Source organism: Thauera butanivorans NBRC 103042, from assembly GCF_001591165.1.
GTDB classification, from domain to species: domain Bacteria; phylum Pseudomonadota; class Gammaproteobacteria; order Burkholderiales; family Rhodocyclaceae; genus Thauera; species Thauera butanivorans.
This window is the reverse complement of record NZ_BCUG01000026.1, coordinates 45,045-60,109: the sequence shown is the minus strand read 5'-3', so window position 1 is coordinate 60,109 and position 15,065 is coordinate 45,045. Positions and strand designations below refer to the sequence as shown.

Sequence of the window (15,065 nt, the reverse complement as noted above, 5' to 3'; positions counted from 1 at the left end):
CTCCCCAAGGTTTGACCTTTACGACGGTCGGCGTGAATTTCTGATCTCTGCCAAGAGAAAGGAGATTCACGATGAAAGAGTATCAGAGCCTGAGCGAAACGAGATGGGACTGTAAGTACCACGTGGTGTTTATCCCGAAGCGACGCAAGAAGCGGGTATTCGGGGCGCTGCGTCGTCACTTGGGCGAGCTGTTGCCGCAATGTGCTCGAGGTGTGTCCTGATAGCGTAGCCAAGGTGCAAAAGTGGGGCGAAAGACCTGCACAGCGCCTTGCTTTGAATGAAAAGCACCAATCTATTACGGATCTGCGTTGCAGATTCAGGAGCCACGGCCAGAACGGCCCGTTGGAGGGCTTCCAGTGCTCTGTGGGCGCCCAGCTGAGCCAGGCATGCATGGGACGGTAGTCATGCATTTGGTATGCGGAGCACGGAACGGTTCAGTCCTGCCCGACCGAGGTGAGGAGTCTTGATCGAAGTTCGGCGAGATGTTGCTCGAGATTCTCAATCGACAAGCGGATGCCTGGGGAGAGCGGGAAATCTTCAGTCACACAGCTTCGGTTTAGCAGCTTTGCTAGCATCAACTCTCCCATCTCGCGTTTATAGTGGGCAGGTTCCCAGTACCAGTGGATACTTGTGCCGCGCTCACTGCGCTCCGGAGGTGTTTCGTTAGAGTAGGCGTCCACACTGTTGAAGTCCCAGAGCGGCACGCTGAAATCGTTGGCAATCCGGGTGATGTGTCTTTTCCAGCTCTCAAGCTCGGTCCACAGCCCCGCAGAGTAGATGGTTCGGAAGTAGTCCACATGATAGGGATTGATGAACAGGATGATTTCCACCTTTTCGGCTTCAGACCAGGCGAGAAAGTTTTTTAGAGCTTCAAAGTCGGTGGAGTGCTCCTGACCCGCGGGGAAAAGGCCAAGACCCGGTTTGTCCAAGCGCGCAGCCAGTTCGTCGTTTTTTTGCTTGAAGAGCACGAACTGCCCTTCATTGCGGACGATTGCTTCGTAGTCGTTTCCGGGATTGAAGCCATCAGTGCGTCGGTCGGTGATGAAGGGCGTACGTTGCTGGATGACGGTCAGAAGTGAGTCGGCCAAGGTGCTGAGTGAGAAAAGCGCGCTCAACTTGTCTTGTGCCTGGGTACTGATGATCTTCCAGGGGCTGCTGTTTTCACCGGGGATGTCGAGCCGGCCGGCATAGCTCGCCGACATGTGAGCCCAGTCTGGCGGAAATGTGTCGCTTGGGGTGGTAGTGTCGGTCAGGAAATCAAGAAAGTCGACGGCGAGCAGAACTTTCTTGCCTTTGCCAGCAGAGAGCGCGTGCTTGGCGTACTGCGTCTGCATGTAGAAGCCCGCGCCCGGGATACCGCTGTTGAACACGGGTTTGTCTTCTTCGGACCAGCACGCGCTTTGTGGGTCGAGGCCGAGTTCAGGGCGGGAGTTTCCCGCGATGACGGTTGTAGGGCCAAGGACCGATGCCATGTAGGGCTTGGTCGTGCGGACGCGCTCGCCGGCAGTGGGTTTGCGGGCGTTGATACCATCCACTCGGGGTGTTCCGAACAACCCGTAGGGGTCGATGAGGTAATTGATGCCGGCGGCCAGGGCGCAGCTGATTGCAAAGCTGGCGGCGAGTACGATCAGGAAGCGGCGGTACTGAGATGCAGTGTCCATGACAGCTCAGAACTGGAAATAGAGGAATTCGGAGATACTGGTCATTGCGAGCACGCCAAGACTTGCCAGCGCGCTCAGAGCGATCGCCCAGTATGAAGTGGCTTGCCATGCGATCCGATTCTTGAAGGTACGCAAGGGTTGTATTTCGTCGTCGTGTTTGGTCTGATGAAGATGCAGGCCCGGATAGAAATTACGCATGATTTCCTGGGTATTCGGCATGACCAGCACGATGGGAGTCAGGATGATGATCCACAACCAATTGAGCACGAAGAGGGAGCCCCCGCCGAGATAGGTCTGGAAGCCGATATTTGCGAGCAGGGGCCACAGGCTGCCTAGCTGCGCCGCCAGTGCGTTGGGCAAAGCGATGCCATTGACACCGGCCATCCCCCTCAAGATCGCTGCTGCTGCGTCAACACTGCCTGCACGGAAGAACACCCAGCCGATGACGACTGCGATGAAAGTAAGTGTCCATGAAAGTGCTCTGGTCACGCTGGCTGGTACTGCGGGAGAAGGGAAGAGTCGGTTGGCAATGTGACGCCAGGCATGATTGATGCAGAGGTAGAGTCCATGGAGGGCGCCCCACGCGATGAAGGTCCAGCCTGCACCATGCCAGAGTCCGCCGAGAAGCATGGTCAGCATGAGATTACGGTAGCGCTTGAGCTTGCCGCCTCGATTGCCGCCGAGCGCGATGTAAAGATAGTCGCGCAGGAAGGCCGACAAGGTCATGTGCCAGCGACGCCAGAATTCGATGATGTTGGTTGCCTTGTAAGGCGAATGGAAGTTGACCGGCAGAACGATGCCGAACATCCGGGCAGCGCCGACTGCCATGTCGGAATAGCCGGAGAAGTCGAAATACAGTTGAAGTGTGTAGGCGAGTGCGCCACCCCATGCTTCGAAGAAAGTCAGCGTGCCACCAGTTGCTGCAGAGTTGAAAACTGGACTGGCATATTGGGCGACGCCATCGGCCAGCACGGTTTTCTTGAACAGGCCGAGGGCGAAGATGCTGAGCCCGATTGCGATGTTCCATGCCTGAGGACTCAGGGCGCCAGGCCGCATGAACTGCGGCAACATGTCGCGGTGATGTACGATCGGTCCAGCGATGAGTTGGGGAAAGAAAGTGATGAAAAGAGCGTAGTGAGCGAAACGATATTCGCGCGCCTGCCCCTGGAAGGCATCCACCAGGTAAGCAATCTGCTGGAAAGTGAAGAACGAGATTGCCAGCGGGAGAATAACGGTTTCGAGGTGAAATTGAGTGCCTGCGACAGCGTTCAGGCTGTCGACGGCGAAATTCGCGTACTTGAAGTAGCCCAGCAGCCCCAGGTTGAAGACGACACCTGCTATCAGCCAGCGCTTGCCGGCTGTTTGACGGCCGAGCCGATGGGCCTGGCCCAGTATCAGGCCGAAGCCGAAGTTGGCGATAGTCGATGCCAGCAGCAACAACAGATATATCGGCTTCCACCAGCCATAGAAGAAAAGCGATGCCAGTACGAGCCATGCGATGGCCGGTTCACGTCCTTTGCGGGCAATCCAGAAATAGATGGCGAAGGTGACAGGCAGGAACAGGAAAAGGAACTCGTAGGAGTTGAAGAGCATCGGCCTGTGTCTCGATGGTTACTGAGCTTGCATTTCGAGTAGGCGATGATCGCTGATGCAGATGTGTTTGTCAGCAGGGGGAACACGGGCCCTGTGCAGATGGGATGTGGTAGGGGGCTGCTGCTTACTGTTTCCGCGAAGGCATGCCGGGCCGGATGACGAAACCCAAAATGAGCGCCAGAGCTGGATCGGTACTTTCGGCTGTCCTGCCGACGATGAAGATCTGGGCAGCCTCGATGATGGCGAGACAAATTGCCACCGCAAAAGCGGCGGGCATCGGTCGGGCGCCGTGCCAGGCCATGAGCAGGATCAGTGCGCCGTAGAAGTAGACCTTTTCGACCAAGCTCATGAGGTTGTTGCCCATGTCGCCTTCGAGCATGCCGGTGAAGGGAATCCAGTGGAATGCCTGGGGAGTGCTCTGCATGGAGAAGGGCGACAGGCCGGATACGAACAGGCTGAGCAGCATGGCGACGATCAGGGCGGGCAATGCGGTTGGTTTGCTGCGCCAGGGCAGCATGGCGATGGCCAGGCCGAGTCCGAGCACATTGTTGAGCGAAATGCTGGCGCCGACGATCATGGCCTTGGCGGCAACGATGGCAAGGGCCGCTGCGGCCAGAGTCGGGGCAGTGCCGTGCTTGACGAGGACATGTTCCGACAGTTTGAAGAAGGCGGCCCAGGCAACAGCAGTGTGCAGCGTGCGGGCGATGTCCAGCTGGGGTGACAGCAGGAGCGGCTTCAATGCGTTGATGACGTTCTGCAGATCGATCGTCGGTACGAGTGGAAACCACTGGTAGGTAAACCAGCATAGCATGAGGCTGGCGGGAAAAAGCGTCGATGGGCTTTTGCTGCCGGCTGTGGAGGGGAGCAAGGGCGCGGCCAGGCGGGCTGCGGCGACGCCCAATGCCATGCCGGCAATGTTGATGACGACGTCGCCCAGGACCGGCACGCGGCTGGGCAGCCACAGCTGGACGATTTGCAATACCAGCGCCAGCGCGGCGCCCAGCCAGAGCAGGCGCATGAGCGCCGGTTTCGTACGGGCGTGCAAGGCTGCGATGAAGCCGTAGGGGGCGAACAGCAGCAGGTTGCCAACGAGATCGCCGCGCCCCATCGCCAGCTCAGGACTGGTGAAGAGCGCAATGAACTCCTCCAGACCGGCCGCGTGTGGCGAGAAGTCGAAAGGGTATACCGAGCCGTACGCAATCAGTACGGCAATGAGTACGAGCAAGGCCCCCATTTGGTGCAACGGTCCTCAGACCAGCACTTCCGTTACCGAGGGATGTCCCAGGAAGCGTTGCGGGCTGGCACTGGCGCCATAGGCGCCCGATTGGTAGATGACGACCAGATCGCCCGGCTCGGCAGCCGGCAGGTTCATGCGGTCGGCCAGCAGATCGAGCGGCGTGCACAGCGGGCCGACGATGGAGACGGTTTCCTGCCTGGTGGCGCCCATGCGGTTGGCGATGGCGGCGGGATAGTTCTTGCGGATGACCTGGCCGAAGTTTCCGGAAGCCGACAGATGATGGTGCAGGCCGCCGTCGGTGACGAGGTAGGTATGGCCGCGTGAGATTTTCTTGTCGATAACCTTGGCGACATAAAGGCCGGCTTCACCGACCAGATAGCGGCCCAGTTCGATGACGATTTCAGCTTCAGGCAGAACCTGCCTTGCTTGTTCGATGATGTCGGCAAGGTTGGCGCCGATGGGGGCGAGGTCCAACGGCTGTTCGCCGGGGAAGTAGGGAATGCCGAAGCCGCCGCCGAGGTTGAGGAACTTGACGGGCGAGGGCGCGTGTTCCGCCAGCCGGCGGGCCAGCGCGTAGCTCTTTTGTTGTGCTTCGATGATGGCCTCAGGCTTGAGGTTTTGCGAGCCGGCGAACAGATGGAAGCCCTCGAAAGCCAGTCCGGCGCGGCCGATTCCGGCAAGCAATTCCGGTACCTGTTCGGCGTCGACGCCGAACTGCTTGGGGCCGCCGCCCATCTTCATGCCGGAGGACTTGAGTTCGAAATCGGGATTGACGCGCACCGCAACGCGTGCCGGCAAGCCGAGCGCCTGTTGCGCGGCGGCCAGCAAGGGCACTTCGCGGAAGGATTCGACGTTGATGAGGATGCCGGCGGCGACGGCCTGGTGCAGTTCGGCCTCGGTCTTGCCCGGTCCGGCAAAGCTGATTTCGCGCGGATCGGCACCAGCGTCCAGCGCCACCATGAGTTCGCCGGCCGAGGCCACGTCGATGCCGTCGACCAGGCGCGCCATGTGGCCCACCAGGGCGGGCATCGGGTTGGCCTTCATCGCGTAGTGCAGCTTGACGGCCTTGGGCAGTGCAGCGCGCAACTGAGCCACGCGGGTGTCGAGCAGATTGCGGTCGTAGGCATAGAACGGTGTGCGGCCGACGCGGGCGGCGATGCGGCTGATCGGCTGGCCGTTGATGAGGAGCTCGCTGCCTTCACGAAGGAACTGCGACATCGGAGTATGGACGGGGGCCTGGCGTGCTTCGGTCATGTCGGGATGGGTTTCGTTTTCAGAGGACGATCGGTCAGTCGTTCAGATGCTCACGCATCCAGAATTCCATCATCATGATGATCCACACCATTTCACCATAGTAGCCGGGGTGAGCCGGAAGGTGGGTTCGCAACAGCTCATCGATGAAATCCGGACGGACGACGCCGCGGCTGCGGAAGCTGTTCAAGGCGTCGTTGGCCAGCGCCTTCAAGCCGGCATGCTGGCAGACCCATACGCCGAAAGGCAGGCCGAAGCCGTGTTTTTTCTTGGCGATGATCTCGTCGGGCAGGAAGCCGCGCAGGGCTTCCTTGAAGAACCAGCGCAGGGTCAGGCGCTTGAGCTTCCATTCCGGCGGCAGACCGGTGGAGAAGTCGGTGAGTTCGTCGCTGAGCAGCGGGAAGGCGACATCCACGCCCGCCAGCTGCGTGGTGCCGATGACCTTGGGCAGGTCGTTGTCGGCGAGGGTGTATTTCCAGTCGTAGTTGAGCAGGCGGTTGATGTGCGAGCGGGCGTTGGTCGCCTGCCAGACTTCGCGCTGTTCACGTTTTGGCTGTTCGAGATCGATGCGGGCGAGGAAGTCGGGCTCGAATACGGTGTCCATGCCCAGGCGCACCAGCATGTTGTACATGTGGATGCGGTCGGGCATCGGCACGCGCGCCTGTTCGACGTAGCTGACGCCCTTCTTCACCACCGGGATGCGGTCCATCCCCGGCAGCGCCAGCGTGGGTTCGAGCAGGCCGCGGCGCACGAGGCCCGGAATGCCTTCGTACCAGCCGAACACGCGCTGCTTGGCATAGCGGGTGTTGCCGCCGAAGAGTTCGTCGCCGCCGTCGCCGGCGAGCATCTTGTCGATGCCGTCCTCGCGGGCCCGGCTGGCGCAGATCCATGCCGGCACTGCCGACGAATTGCCGAAGGGCTGGTCGTAGTGGGTGGCGACCTTGGGGATGCCGTCGAGAAGGTCGTCAGGTGTGACGTAGTATTCCCGGTGATCGGCGCCGAAGCGCTTGGCGGCGATGCGGGCGTACTCCATCTCGTCGTAGCCGCTGGCATCGAAGCCGATCGAGTAGCTGCGGGCGGGCTGGCCGAGGACCTTGCACAGCATGCCGGTGACGGTGGAACTGTCGGTGCCGCCGGACAGGAAGCAACCGACGTTAGCGCCTTCGGCTTCGCGGCGCACGCCGTCTTCGATGATCTGCAGGAATCGCGCCTTGGATGCTTCGAGATTCGGCCGGGCGTCCTCGTCGAAACGGGGTTGCCACCAGCGTTTGCATTTTGCCTTACCGTCCTGCCATTTGAGCAGATACCCCTGCGGCAACCGATACACGCCTTCGAAAATGGTCGTGGGTGCCGGAATCATGTGGAAGAAGAGGTAGTCGAATACTGCTTGGGATGAGGCTTGCCGGCGGATGCCGGGAACGGCGTTGGCACGGTCGGAGAAGTGTAGCCGTCCGTCGCGCTCGGCATAGCAAACCGGCCAGGTGCCGAACCGGTCGGTGGCGAGCAGTGCTTGGCGACCTTCCAGCCCGACGAGGAGGACGCTGAAGCGGCCGTTCGCTTGCTGCAGGGCATCGTCGCCGTGGCTGCGAAAGGCCTGTGCCCAGGCTGCTGCGGCTCCGCGTTGCTCCCTGGTCTGCTGCAGGGTAGGATCCTTGAAGTGAGGATCACCGAGTGCAAGGCAGATTTGGCCGCCGTCCTGGAACACTGCCACGTCGGCCCTGTAGCCGATTGCGCCTCGCGGAAGCTGGAGCCGCGCCAGTTGGTCGGAGAAGCCATTGCTTGCATCCGTGATTCCGTCGGAAGCATGAAGAACACCACAAAACCGCTCTAGCACACCGTACTCCGTTGGCCGTTGGGGCCGAGAAAGATCGAAAACCCACGGATGATGCCGCATGGGACATGAATTGTCAGTGATGCTCGTTATCTCCTCGCGACATTGGTTCGCCGCGATGCTCAGTTGTCTCCTTGCAGTGCGCCGGGCAGCCAGTTCTGCGGGGGAGCAAGCGGCCGCGTCCCCAGGGGCAGGGAGAATTCGGCTTCTGGCGCAAGCGGCAGGCCGCGAGCCATGCCGGGCGGTACGGTGAATCTGCGCAACAGGCTTGCTCCGCGAGGATGGAAATCCAGCATTTCGGGATCACGCAGCCCCCTTGGCGGCAATGGGATATTGCCTTGGAAGTCACCGCTGGCGCTGAGTGCGAATGCGCCGATGCCAACCGTAATGTTGTTGATGCCAAGAATTTCGACGTCAGGTGGCAGCCTGTCGGTGAATGTGCGCAGGAACCAGGTGCCGGTCATCCGGTCGCTGAGCAATGTGTTGTGCGACAGGAAGAGTGCATTCTCGGGCCAGACATGGCCTTCGGCGCCATAGGCAACCACGGTGGCGTTTTGCGTTTTGGCGCTCTGGCCGATGATGTTGCCGATGACGACTGCCACACCGCCGTTGGGAAACTCAAGCTCGTAGGAGGCTTCGCCGAGTGGACCGTCATACAGCAGATTGTAGCGGATGTCATTGTAACGAGCACGGGTCTTGACCAGATGGCCACGGTAGCCTTGATGGAAGCGGCTGCCGCTGAGTTCGAAGCGGGCAATGCGGCCGACGTAGAGCAGATGGGGAAGTGAGTGCTCCTGATGCGGTGCCTGGGCAAAGAGGCTGTCGCGGACGATGAGCGTTGCATCCTCGACGTTGGAGGTGAGAATGCCAGTCTGATTGTCCATGAAAACGCAGTTGCGCACCTCAAGACGGCCGCGTTCGAAGCGGATGCCTGCACCGTTGCCAGCTCTGGCCCGAGTGCCACGGAATTCGAGATTTTCGACCTGTATATCGCCGTTGCGGATGACCCAGATACCCTTGCCTTCGGCGGTCTTGCCGTCGGCAAGGAGTACGGGACGTTCGCCAACTCCGCGAATGTGCAGCCTTTTCTGCTTCCAGACCGCGACGTCGCCTCTGTACTCTCCTGGCATTATTTCGATGGCGTCGCCGTCCTGAGCAGCCCTGGCAGCGTCGGCGATGCGTTCGAATTGCTCGCCGGGGCCGACGCGGATGACAGCCGCGCTCAGATCGAACGACAGGGTGGCCGCCAAGGTGAGCAAGCAAGCGCTCAGAGTCTTGGCTGCACCAACTCGGATCAGGGGTGCGATTACCGGATTGTGTTTGGTGAACACTGGACTGAAGTTGTAGGTGTGCGTTCAGACCTCGCTCGCCAGCGTCTTGCGGTCGATCTTGCCATTAGGGTTGCGCGGCAGTGGTCCGTCGCGAACTTCGATGCGGCTCGGCACCATGTAGGCCGGCATGCGCTGGCGGCATTCCGCCAGCAGGGCTGCGCTGTCGAGCGTGCCGCCCTGCGGCGGGGTGGCAATGACGGTGATGCTCTGGCCGAGCGTGTCGTGTTCGACGCCGAAGGCGGCGCATTCGCCGACCAGCCGGGTGGCGTAGAGGATTTCCTCGACTTCGGTGGGGCTGACGCGGTAGCCCGAGGTCTTGATCATCTCGTCGCGGCGGCCGATGAAGTACAGGAAGCCTTCCTCGTCGCGACGCACGGTGTCACCCGAGAATACCGCCAGTTCCGGCAGGACGAGGCCCCTCTGGCGGCCGGGCGCATGGCTGGGCAGCGGCTTGAAGCGTTCGGCGGTCTTCTCCGGGTCGTTCCAGTAGCCCATCGCCACCAGCGCGCCGCGCTGGACGAGTTCGCCCGGTTCGTTGGGCGCGCATTCGCTGCCGTCCTCGCGCAGCACGACCACGTCGGCGTTCGGGATGGCCTTGCCGATGGAGTCGGGCCGGCGGTCGGCTTCCTCGGGCGGCAGGTAGGTGGCGCGGAAGGCTTCGGTGAGGCCGTACATCAGAAAGGGTTTGGTCTTCGGCAGCATGCTGCGCAACTTGGTCAACGTCTCCAGCGGCATGCGTCCGCCGGTGTTGGCGATGTAGCGCAGATGTTCGGTGACGGTGTCGGGCCACTGGAGCTGCGAAAGCTGGATCCACAGCGGCGGAACGGCGGTGAGGCCGGTGACCTTTTCCTTTTCGACCGCCTTCAGCACGTCGCGCGGCAGCAGGTAGTTGAGCAGCACCACGCGCGCACCACTGTGGAAGGCGGTGCTCAGTTGCGAGAAGCCGGCGTCGAAGGACAGCGGCAAGGCTGCCAGCAGGGTGTCGCTGGCGCGGTTCTCGAGGTACTGGGCGACGCTCTTCGCGCCCGCGACCATGTTGCGGTGCGACAGCACGACGCCCTTCGGCCGGCCAGTACTGCCCGAAGTATACAGGATGGCGGCCATGTCGGCGTCGATGACGCGGTGGCCAGGGGTGGCGGGTGCGGCGAGCAGATCGCCCAGGCGGTGCACCGAGGCGCCGGGCAGGGAAGGCAGTTCGGCCGGCGCGCCGGTCAGTACGACGTGGCGCAGGTCGTGGCAAGTGCCGAGTGTGTCGGCCAGGGAGGCGAAGCGTTCGGGCGAGGTCAGCAATACGCGGACGTTGCAGTCCTGCAGGATGTAGCTGACCTGTTCGGCTTTCAGGATGGGGTTCACCGGCACGAACACGCCGCCCGCGGCAGTGGTGCCGAACATGCCGACGACGGTTTCGATGCGCTTGTCCAGATAGATGCCGACGCGCTCGCTTCGCTCCAGCCCCAACCGCCGTAGGCCCGAGGCGAAACCCTGGAGCTCGGCAGCGAGCTGCGCATAGCTCCTGTGTTCGGCGCCGAAGCTGAGCGCGGGAGCTTCGGCGTTGCGTTCGGCCGAGGCGAGGATGAGCTGGTGCAGCAGGTGGGTGTGGTTCATTTCAGATTGTTCGGACAGGCTGGAAAATTGCGCAACGCATAGGGTAGCGCCTCGGCATGTGAGGCACAACGCGCCGGTCACCTTGGCGCACGCGGGGTTTGCTGTTAACGTCGCTGCGCCATTGTCGTTCAGGACCGCCGTGAGCATTGTGAACCTTTACCTGCCTTCACCAAACTTCGACGAGCGTCCCGAGGGCGAAAGTATTCGCCTCATCGTCGTGCACGCGATCAGCCTGCCGCCGGAGCGGTTCGGCGGGCCAGGGGTGGCGCAACTGTTCACCAATACGCTCGACCCGGACGAGTACCCCTACTACGCCTCGATCCATCATCTACGGGTGTCGGCCCATTACTTCATCCGCCGCGATGGCACGGTGATCCGCTTCGTCGATCCGGACCTGCGGGCCTGGCATGCGGGGGTTTCGAGCTGGAACGGACGGGAGCGCTGCAACGATTTTTCGATCGGAATCGAGCTGGAAGGCTGCGATACGCTGCCATTCGAGGATATCCAGTATCGGCGACTAGCCGGATTGATCGGCGATTTGAAGCAGCGCTACCCGATCGAGACGGTGGTCGGGCATGCCGACATCGCGCCGGGCCGCAAGACGGATCCGGGACCTTTTTTTGACTGGGGGCGTCTCGATCTCTATCTCGAGAAGACATGACCCCCGATTGATCCGCGGGGGGAGGGGGCGTACGGATGCCATGCCTGCGGGGCCTTCAATCGCAGCCGAACAGGTCTCTCGTGTAAACCTTGTGTTTGACGTCCGACAGCTTCTCGGTGTAGCGGTTTGCGATGATTATCTCCGCCTGCTGCTTGAAGGCTTCGAAATCGTTCTCCACCCGGGAGTTGTAGAAAAGAGGAGTCTTGAGTTCCGGCTCGTGGACGATGACCTCGATGCCTTTTGCCTTGATCCGTTTCATGATCCCTTGAATGCTGGAGGCGCGGAAATTGTCCGAGCCGGCTTTCATGACGAGACGATAGATGCCGACGACTTTCGGATTGCGTCGAATGACTTCATCGGCGACGAAATCCTTGCGGGTCGTGTTGGCTTCGACAATGGCATGGATCAGGTTTTGCGGTACATCATGATAGTTGGCCAGTAGCTGCTTGGTGTCCTTGGGCAGGCAGTAGCCTCCGTAGCCGAAGCTGGGATTGTTGTAGTGATTGCCGATGCGCGGATCCAGGCAGACGCCATCGATGATCTGGCGGGTATCCAGGCCGTGGGTGGCGGCGTAGGTGTCCAGTTCGTTGAAGTAGGCGACGCGCATGGCCAGGTAGGTATTGGCAAAGAGCTTGATGGCCTCGGCCTCGGTGCTGCCGGTGAATAGCGTAGGGATGTCCTGCTTGATCGCACCTTGCTGCAGCAGCCTGGCAAAAGCCTCGGCGCGGGGCGATTTTTCGCCAATGATGATGCGGCTGGGATGGAGGTTGTCGTGGAGCGCCTTGCCTTCACGCAGAAATTCGGGGGAGAAGACGAGCTTGTCCGTGCCCATCGCCTGCCGGGTCTTGGTGGTATATCCAACCGGCACGGTGGACTTGATGACCATCGTTGCCTCCGGGTTGATGGCCATCACGTCCCTGACGACGGCTTCGATGGATGCCGTGTTGAAGTAATTGGTCTGGGGATCGTAGTCGGTGGGCGTGGCGATGACGACGAAATCGGCGCCTTCATAGGCCTCTCGCTTGTCCAGCGTGGCGCGGAAGTCGAGCTGCATGTTGGTCAGGTAGTCTTCGATTTCCTCGTCTTCGATAGGGGATTTCCCCTGGTTGAGCAGGGCGATCTTCTCGGGGACGATGTCCAGCGCCACCACTTCATTGTGCTGGGCAAGCAGGATGGCGTTGGAAAGGCCGACGTAGCCGGTACCGGCGATAGCGATTTTCATGAATTTTCCCGTGCTTACTTGTCTTGAGGCCCTGACCCTTTGCGGGGTTTTGCTCCGTTCTGAGCAGGGGTCATCGGCACCACCTTGTGCTTGTCTGCCCTGCTTGCGCCGCCCGTCCCGCATCCTGGGCTGCCGTGCTCGCCGATTCAGCCGCATGGGGGGCGGAAGGCAACTGACAGGCTGGCCGATTCTCTCACGATCCGATCCGGGTAATTATGAGGTATGCGACGGGCGTCTGGTAGTTCAGGCGAGCGCACCAAGTTTTGACAAAATGTTTTTGCCACAATAGAATCCGCCCGATGTTGCTTTGCAGCAATCTTATTGACTCATAAATCGATCTCGGTGCGGCGCCTTCCTCCAGGGGAGACGCAGTTTCATGGACGCACGCACCGCGGGGCCCGCTGTCTGGTTGCGGCGACGGGCTTGAACACCTACTGGCGACCGAGTGTGACTGCACTCAGGAGCGGCTGATCCGCCGCTTCGGAGACGGCTTGCGCGATACCTGCGCGGGCTTCTGGATGCCCACCATGGCAATCCTGCGCAGCCCTCAGGCCACAGCATGGAGGACACCATGAAACACGCAACTCGAATCAACGCGCTCGCGCGCCAGGCGAGCGGGGCCGCGTTCGGTATTGCGCACGGTGCCGTTCTTTTCTTTGGCCTTGCGGGCATGGCTTACCTGGGGCACGACGGCGGCAGCCGCCCCGTGATCGGCTATGCCGATCTGCGCGTGCAGGGCAAGGCGGCGCCGACGGTGAGCGAAGCGGCGATGGTGCTGGCGGATGCGCATCGCGCCCAGCCGGCGCTGGTCGCGACGCAGAAGCCGGAACCGGGCTTGTCCGCGCCGAGCGCTCGCAAGCCATCGCCGGCGCTTGCGTCGCTCCGCATGCCGGCCTTCGATCTGGAAGACGGAGACGACGGGCTGTCACCCGAGATGCTCCGGGTGCGCGACTGGATCACCGATACCTATCGGGTGTCGGGGGACGTGATCGAGCCGGCCTTGATGGCGGCCGAGGAATCGGCCGAGGAGCATGGCTTCGATCCCTTGCTGATCGTCGCGATCATGGCGGTCGAGTCCAGCTTCAACCCGCGCGCGGTCAGCAACATGGGCGCCCAGGGCCTGATGCAGGTCATCCCGCGCTATCACCAGGACAAGATCGGCCAGGGACGCGGCAAGTACGCGCTGTTCGACCCGACCCTGAACGTGCGCGTGGGCACCTTGGTGCTGCAGGAGGGGCTGCAGCGCTACGGTTCCTTGCAACGTGCCCTGCAGTACTACAACGGCTCGCTGAAGGATCCGAATGCGCGCTATACGCGCAAGGTGATGGCGATCAAGAAGCGCCTGGTGGCGGCTTCGGGTCGCGAGGCCGTGGTGCGGAACGAAACGCCGGCGTCCGCCGGCTGACAGCAGCCTACCTGAGCCGGGCGATGCGCTCGGCCGCTTCCAGCAGGCGTTCGCGCCGCGTCGTGTAGGCGATGCGCAGGTGCCGGTGCGGCAGGTGATGGCCGAAGTCCAGGCCGGGCGTGGCAGCGATGCCGGCTTCCTCGATCAGGCGGTGCGCCAGCGCTTCGGCATCGTCCGCCAGCTTCGACACGTCGGCGTAGATGTAGAACGCCCCCTGCGGCTCGGTCGCCACCGTGAAGCCGAGGCTGCGCAGCGCCGGCAGCAGGGTGTCGCGGCGCTCGCCGAACGCGTGCCGGCGCGCTTCCAGAATCTCCAGCGTTTCCGGGCGAAAAGCCGCCAGCGCCGCATGCTGCGCCGGCGTCGATGGCGAGATGAAGAAATGCTGCGCGAGCTTCTCGATGTCGCGCACGATGCCGGCCGGTGCCACCAGCCAGCCCAGGCGCCAGCCCGTCATGCCGAAGTACTTCGAGAAGCTGTTGACCACGAATACGTCGTCGGCGGCATTCAGCGCCGGATGGGCGAGGGCGGTCGCCGCCTCCACGCCGTAGCTGAGGCCCTGGTAGATCTCATCGACGATCAGCACGCCGCGTCGGGCATGCGTGACGGCATGCAGCGCGGCGATTTCGTCGACCTCCAGCAGCGTGCCGGTCGGGTTCGAAGGCGTTGCCACCATCAGGCCGCGGCAGTGGCTGCCCCAGGCGGCCTCGACCTGCTCCGGCGTGGGCTGATAGCGGCTCGCGGCATCCACCGGCAGCCCTCGCGCCCGGCCTTCGAAACTGCGCACCAGATGACGGTTGGACGGGTAGCCCGGATCGGGCAGCAGCCATACGTCTCCCGGCTCGGTCGTCGCCGCCAGCGCCAGCATCAGCGCGCCCGAGGCGCCGGCGGTGACGACGATGCGTTCGGGCGCGACGTCCGCACCGAAGCGGTCGTGATAGAAGCGGGCGATGGCTTCACGCAGTGCGGGCAGGCCCAGGCCGGCAGTGTAATGCACGTCGCCGCTGGCGATGAAGCGTGTTGCGGCGTCGATGACGGGCTGCGGAGTGGGGAAGTCCGGTTCGCCGACTTCCATGTGGATGATGTCGCGGCCCTGCGCTTCAAGTTCGCGCGCGCGGCGCAGCAGTTCCATGACGTGGAAGGGCTGGATGTCGTCGAGGCGGCTCGAGCGGTGCATGGCTTGATCGTCCTGGTGAAGGTGGGGTGGCATTCCCCGGAAAGCGAAAAAGCGCCGACCCGCGGCGCTTTTTCGTCGTGGAGCCGGCCGGTGT

At 62.1% G+C, this 15,065-nt stretch carries 11 protein-coding genes and 1 pseudogene; 3 read left to right on the top strand and 9 right to left on the bottom strand.

Annotation, left to right across the window (positions count from 1 at the left end; translation table 11 throughout):
• Positions 1 to 71: 71 nt before the first annotated feature.
• A pseudogene (locus TBU01S_RS23045) lies at positions 72 to 206 on the top strand (IS200/IS605 family transposase); the annotation flags it as partial.
• A gap of 228 nt (positions 207 to 434) precedes the next feature.
• Here the strand turns inward: TBU01S_RS23045 and TBU01S_RS12125 are convergent.
• The 7 genes from TBU01S_RS12125 to TBU01S_RS12095 form a co-directional block, all read right to left on the bottom strand.
• Positions 435 to 1,661 (bottom strand): hypothetical protein, encoded by a 1,227-nt coding sequence (locus tag TBU01S_RS12125; RefSeq protein WP_068636887.1) that lies wholly within the window; start codon positions 1,659 to 1,661, stop codon positions 435 to 437.
• A 6-nt stretch (positions 1,662 to 1,667) separates the two neighbouring features.
• Entirely contained in the window at positions 1,668 to 3,254 is a 1,587-nt protein-coding gene (locus TBU01S_RS12120; protein ID WP_068636886.1) for an MBOAT family O-acyltransferase, read from the bottom strand.
• A gap of 124 nt (positions 3,255 to 3,378) precedes the next feature.
• Positions 3,379 to 4,488 (bottom strand): VanZ family protein, encoded by a 1,110-nt coding sequence (locus TBU01S_RS12115; protein WP_068636885.1) that lies wholly within the window; start codon positions 4,486 to 4,488, stop codon positions 3,379 to 3,381.
• 15 nt (positions 4,489 to 4,503) lie between these two features.
• Complete coding sequence (locus TBU01S_RS12110) at positions 4,504 to 5,745, bottom strand: pyridoxal-dependent decarboxylase, exosortase A system-associated (protein WP_088178870.1); 1,242 nt, start codon at positions 5,743 to 5,745, stop codon at positions 4,504 to 4,506.
• A 34-nt stretch (positions 5,746 to 5,779) separates the two neighbouring features.
• Entirely contained in the window at positions 5,780 to 7,453 is a 1,674-nt protein-coding gene (locus tag TBU01S_RS12105) for an asparagine synthetase B family protein (RefSeq protein WP_245650911.1), read from the bottom strand.
• Positions 7,454 to 7,695: 242 nt separating this feature from the next.
• Positions 7,696 to 8,832, bottom strand: coding sequence for a right-handed parallel beta-helix repeat-containing protein (locus TBU01S_RS12100; RefSeq protein WP_245650910.1), 1,137 nt, complete (start codon positions 8,830 to 8,832; stop codon positions 7,696 to 7,698).
• A 96-nt stretch (positions 8,833 to 8,928) separates the two neighbouring features.
• Entirely contained in the window at positions 8,929 to 10,509 is a 1,581-nt protein-coding gene (locus TBU01S_RS12095; protein WP_068636884.1) for an acyl-CoA ligase (AMP-forming), exosortase A system-associated, read from the bottom strand.
• Between the two features lie 139 nt (positions 10,510 to 10,648).
• Between TBU01S_RS12095 and ampD the strand changes: the two genes are divergently transcribed.
• Entirely contained in the window at positions 10,649 to 11,170 is a 522-nt protein-coding gene (ampD, locus tag TBU01S_RS12090; protein ID WP_088178869.1) for a 1,6-anhydro-N-acetylmuramyl-L-alanine amidase AmpD, read from the top strand.
• A gap of 55 nt (positions 11,171 to 11,225) precedes the next feature.
• Here ampD and TBU01S_RS12085 read toward each other — a convergent pair whose 3' ends face one another.
• On the bottom strand, positions 11,226 to 12,515 hold the full coding sequence (locus TBU01S_RS12085; protein ID WP_245650909.1) for a nucleotide sugar dehydrogenase: 1,290 nt from the start codon (positions 12,513 to 12,515) through the stop codon (positions 11,226 to 11,228).
• A 436-nt stretch (positions 12,516 to 12,951) separates the two neighbouring features.
• Between TBU01S_RS12085 and TBU01S_RS12080 the strand changes: the two genes are divergently transcribed.
• Positions 12,952 to 13,797: a lytic transglycosylase domain-containing protein gene (locus TBU01S_RS12080; protein WP_245650908.1), complete on the top strand. Its 846-nt coding sequence runs from the start codon at positions 12,952 to 12,954 to the stop codon at positions 13,795 to 13,797.
• 7 nt (positions 13,798 to 13,804) lie between these two features.
• On the opposite strand, the gene TBU01S_RS12075 is transcribed toward TBU01S_RS12080, so the two are convergent.
• Positions 13,805 to 14,971, bottom strand: coding sequence for a pyridoxal phosphate-dependent aminotransferase (locus TBU01S_RS12075; protein ID WP_083953588.1), 1,167 nt, complete (start codon positions 14,969 to 14,971; stop codon positions 13,805 to 13,807).
• Positions 14,972 to 15,065: the final 94 nt, after the last annotated feature.

Coding starts and splice junctions, on each gene's coding strand:
- TBU01S_RS12125 (WP_068636887.1), bottom strand. CDS start 1,661: ATGGACACTGCATCTCAGTACCGCCGCTTCCTGATCGTACTCGCCGCC.
- TBU01S_RS12120 (WP_068636886.1), bottom strand. CDS start 3,254: ATGCTCTTCAACTCCTACGAGTTCCTTTTCCTGTTCCTGCCTGTCACC.
- TBU01S_RS12115 (WP_068636885.1), bottom strand. CDS start 4,488: ATGGGGGCCTTGCTCGTACTCATTGCCGTACTGATTGCGTACGGCTCG.
- TBU01S_RS12110 (WP_088178870.1), bottom strand. CDS start 5,745: ATGACCGAAGCACGCCAGGCCCCCGTCCATACTCCGATGTCGCAGTTC.
- TBU01S_RS12095 (WP_068636884.1), bottom strand. CDS start 10,509: ATGAACCACACCCACCTGCTGCACCAGCTCATCCTCGCCTCGGCCGAA.
- TBU01S_RS12085 (WP_245650909.1), bottom strand. CDS start 12,515: ATGCGGGACGGGCGGCGCAAGCAGGGCAGACAAGCACAAGGTGGTGCC.
- TBU01S_RS12080 (WP_245650908.1), top strand. CDS start 12,952: ATGGAGGACACCATGAAACACGCAACTCGAATCAACGCGCTCGCGCGC.
- TBU01S_RS12075 (WP_083953588.1), bottom strand. CDS start 14,971: ATGCACCGCTCGAGCCGCCTCGACGACATCCAGCCCTTCCACGTCATG.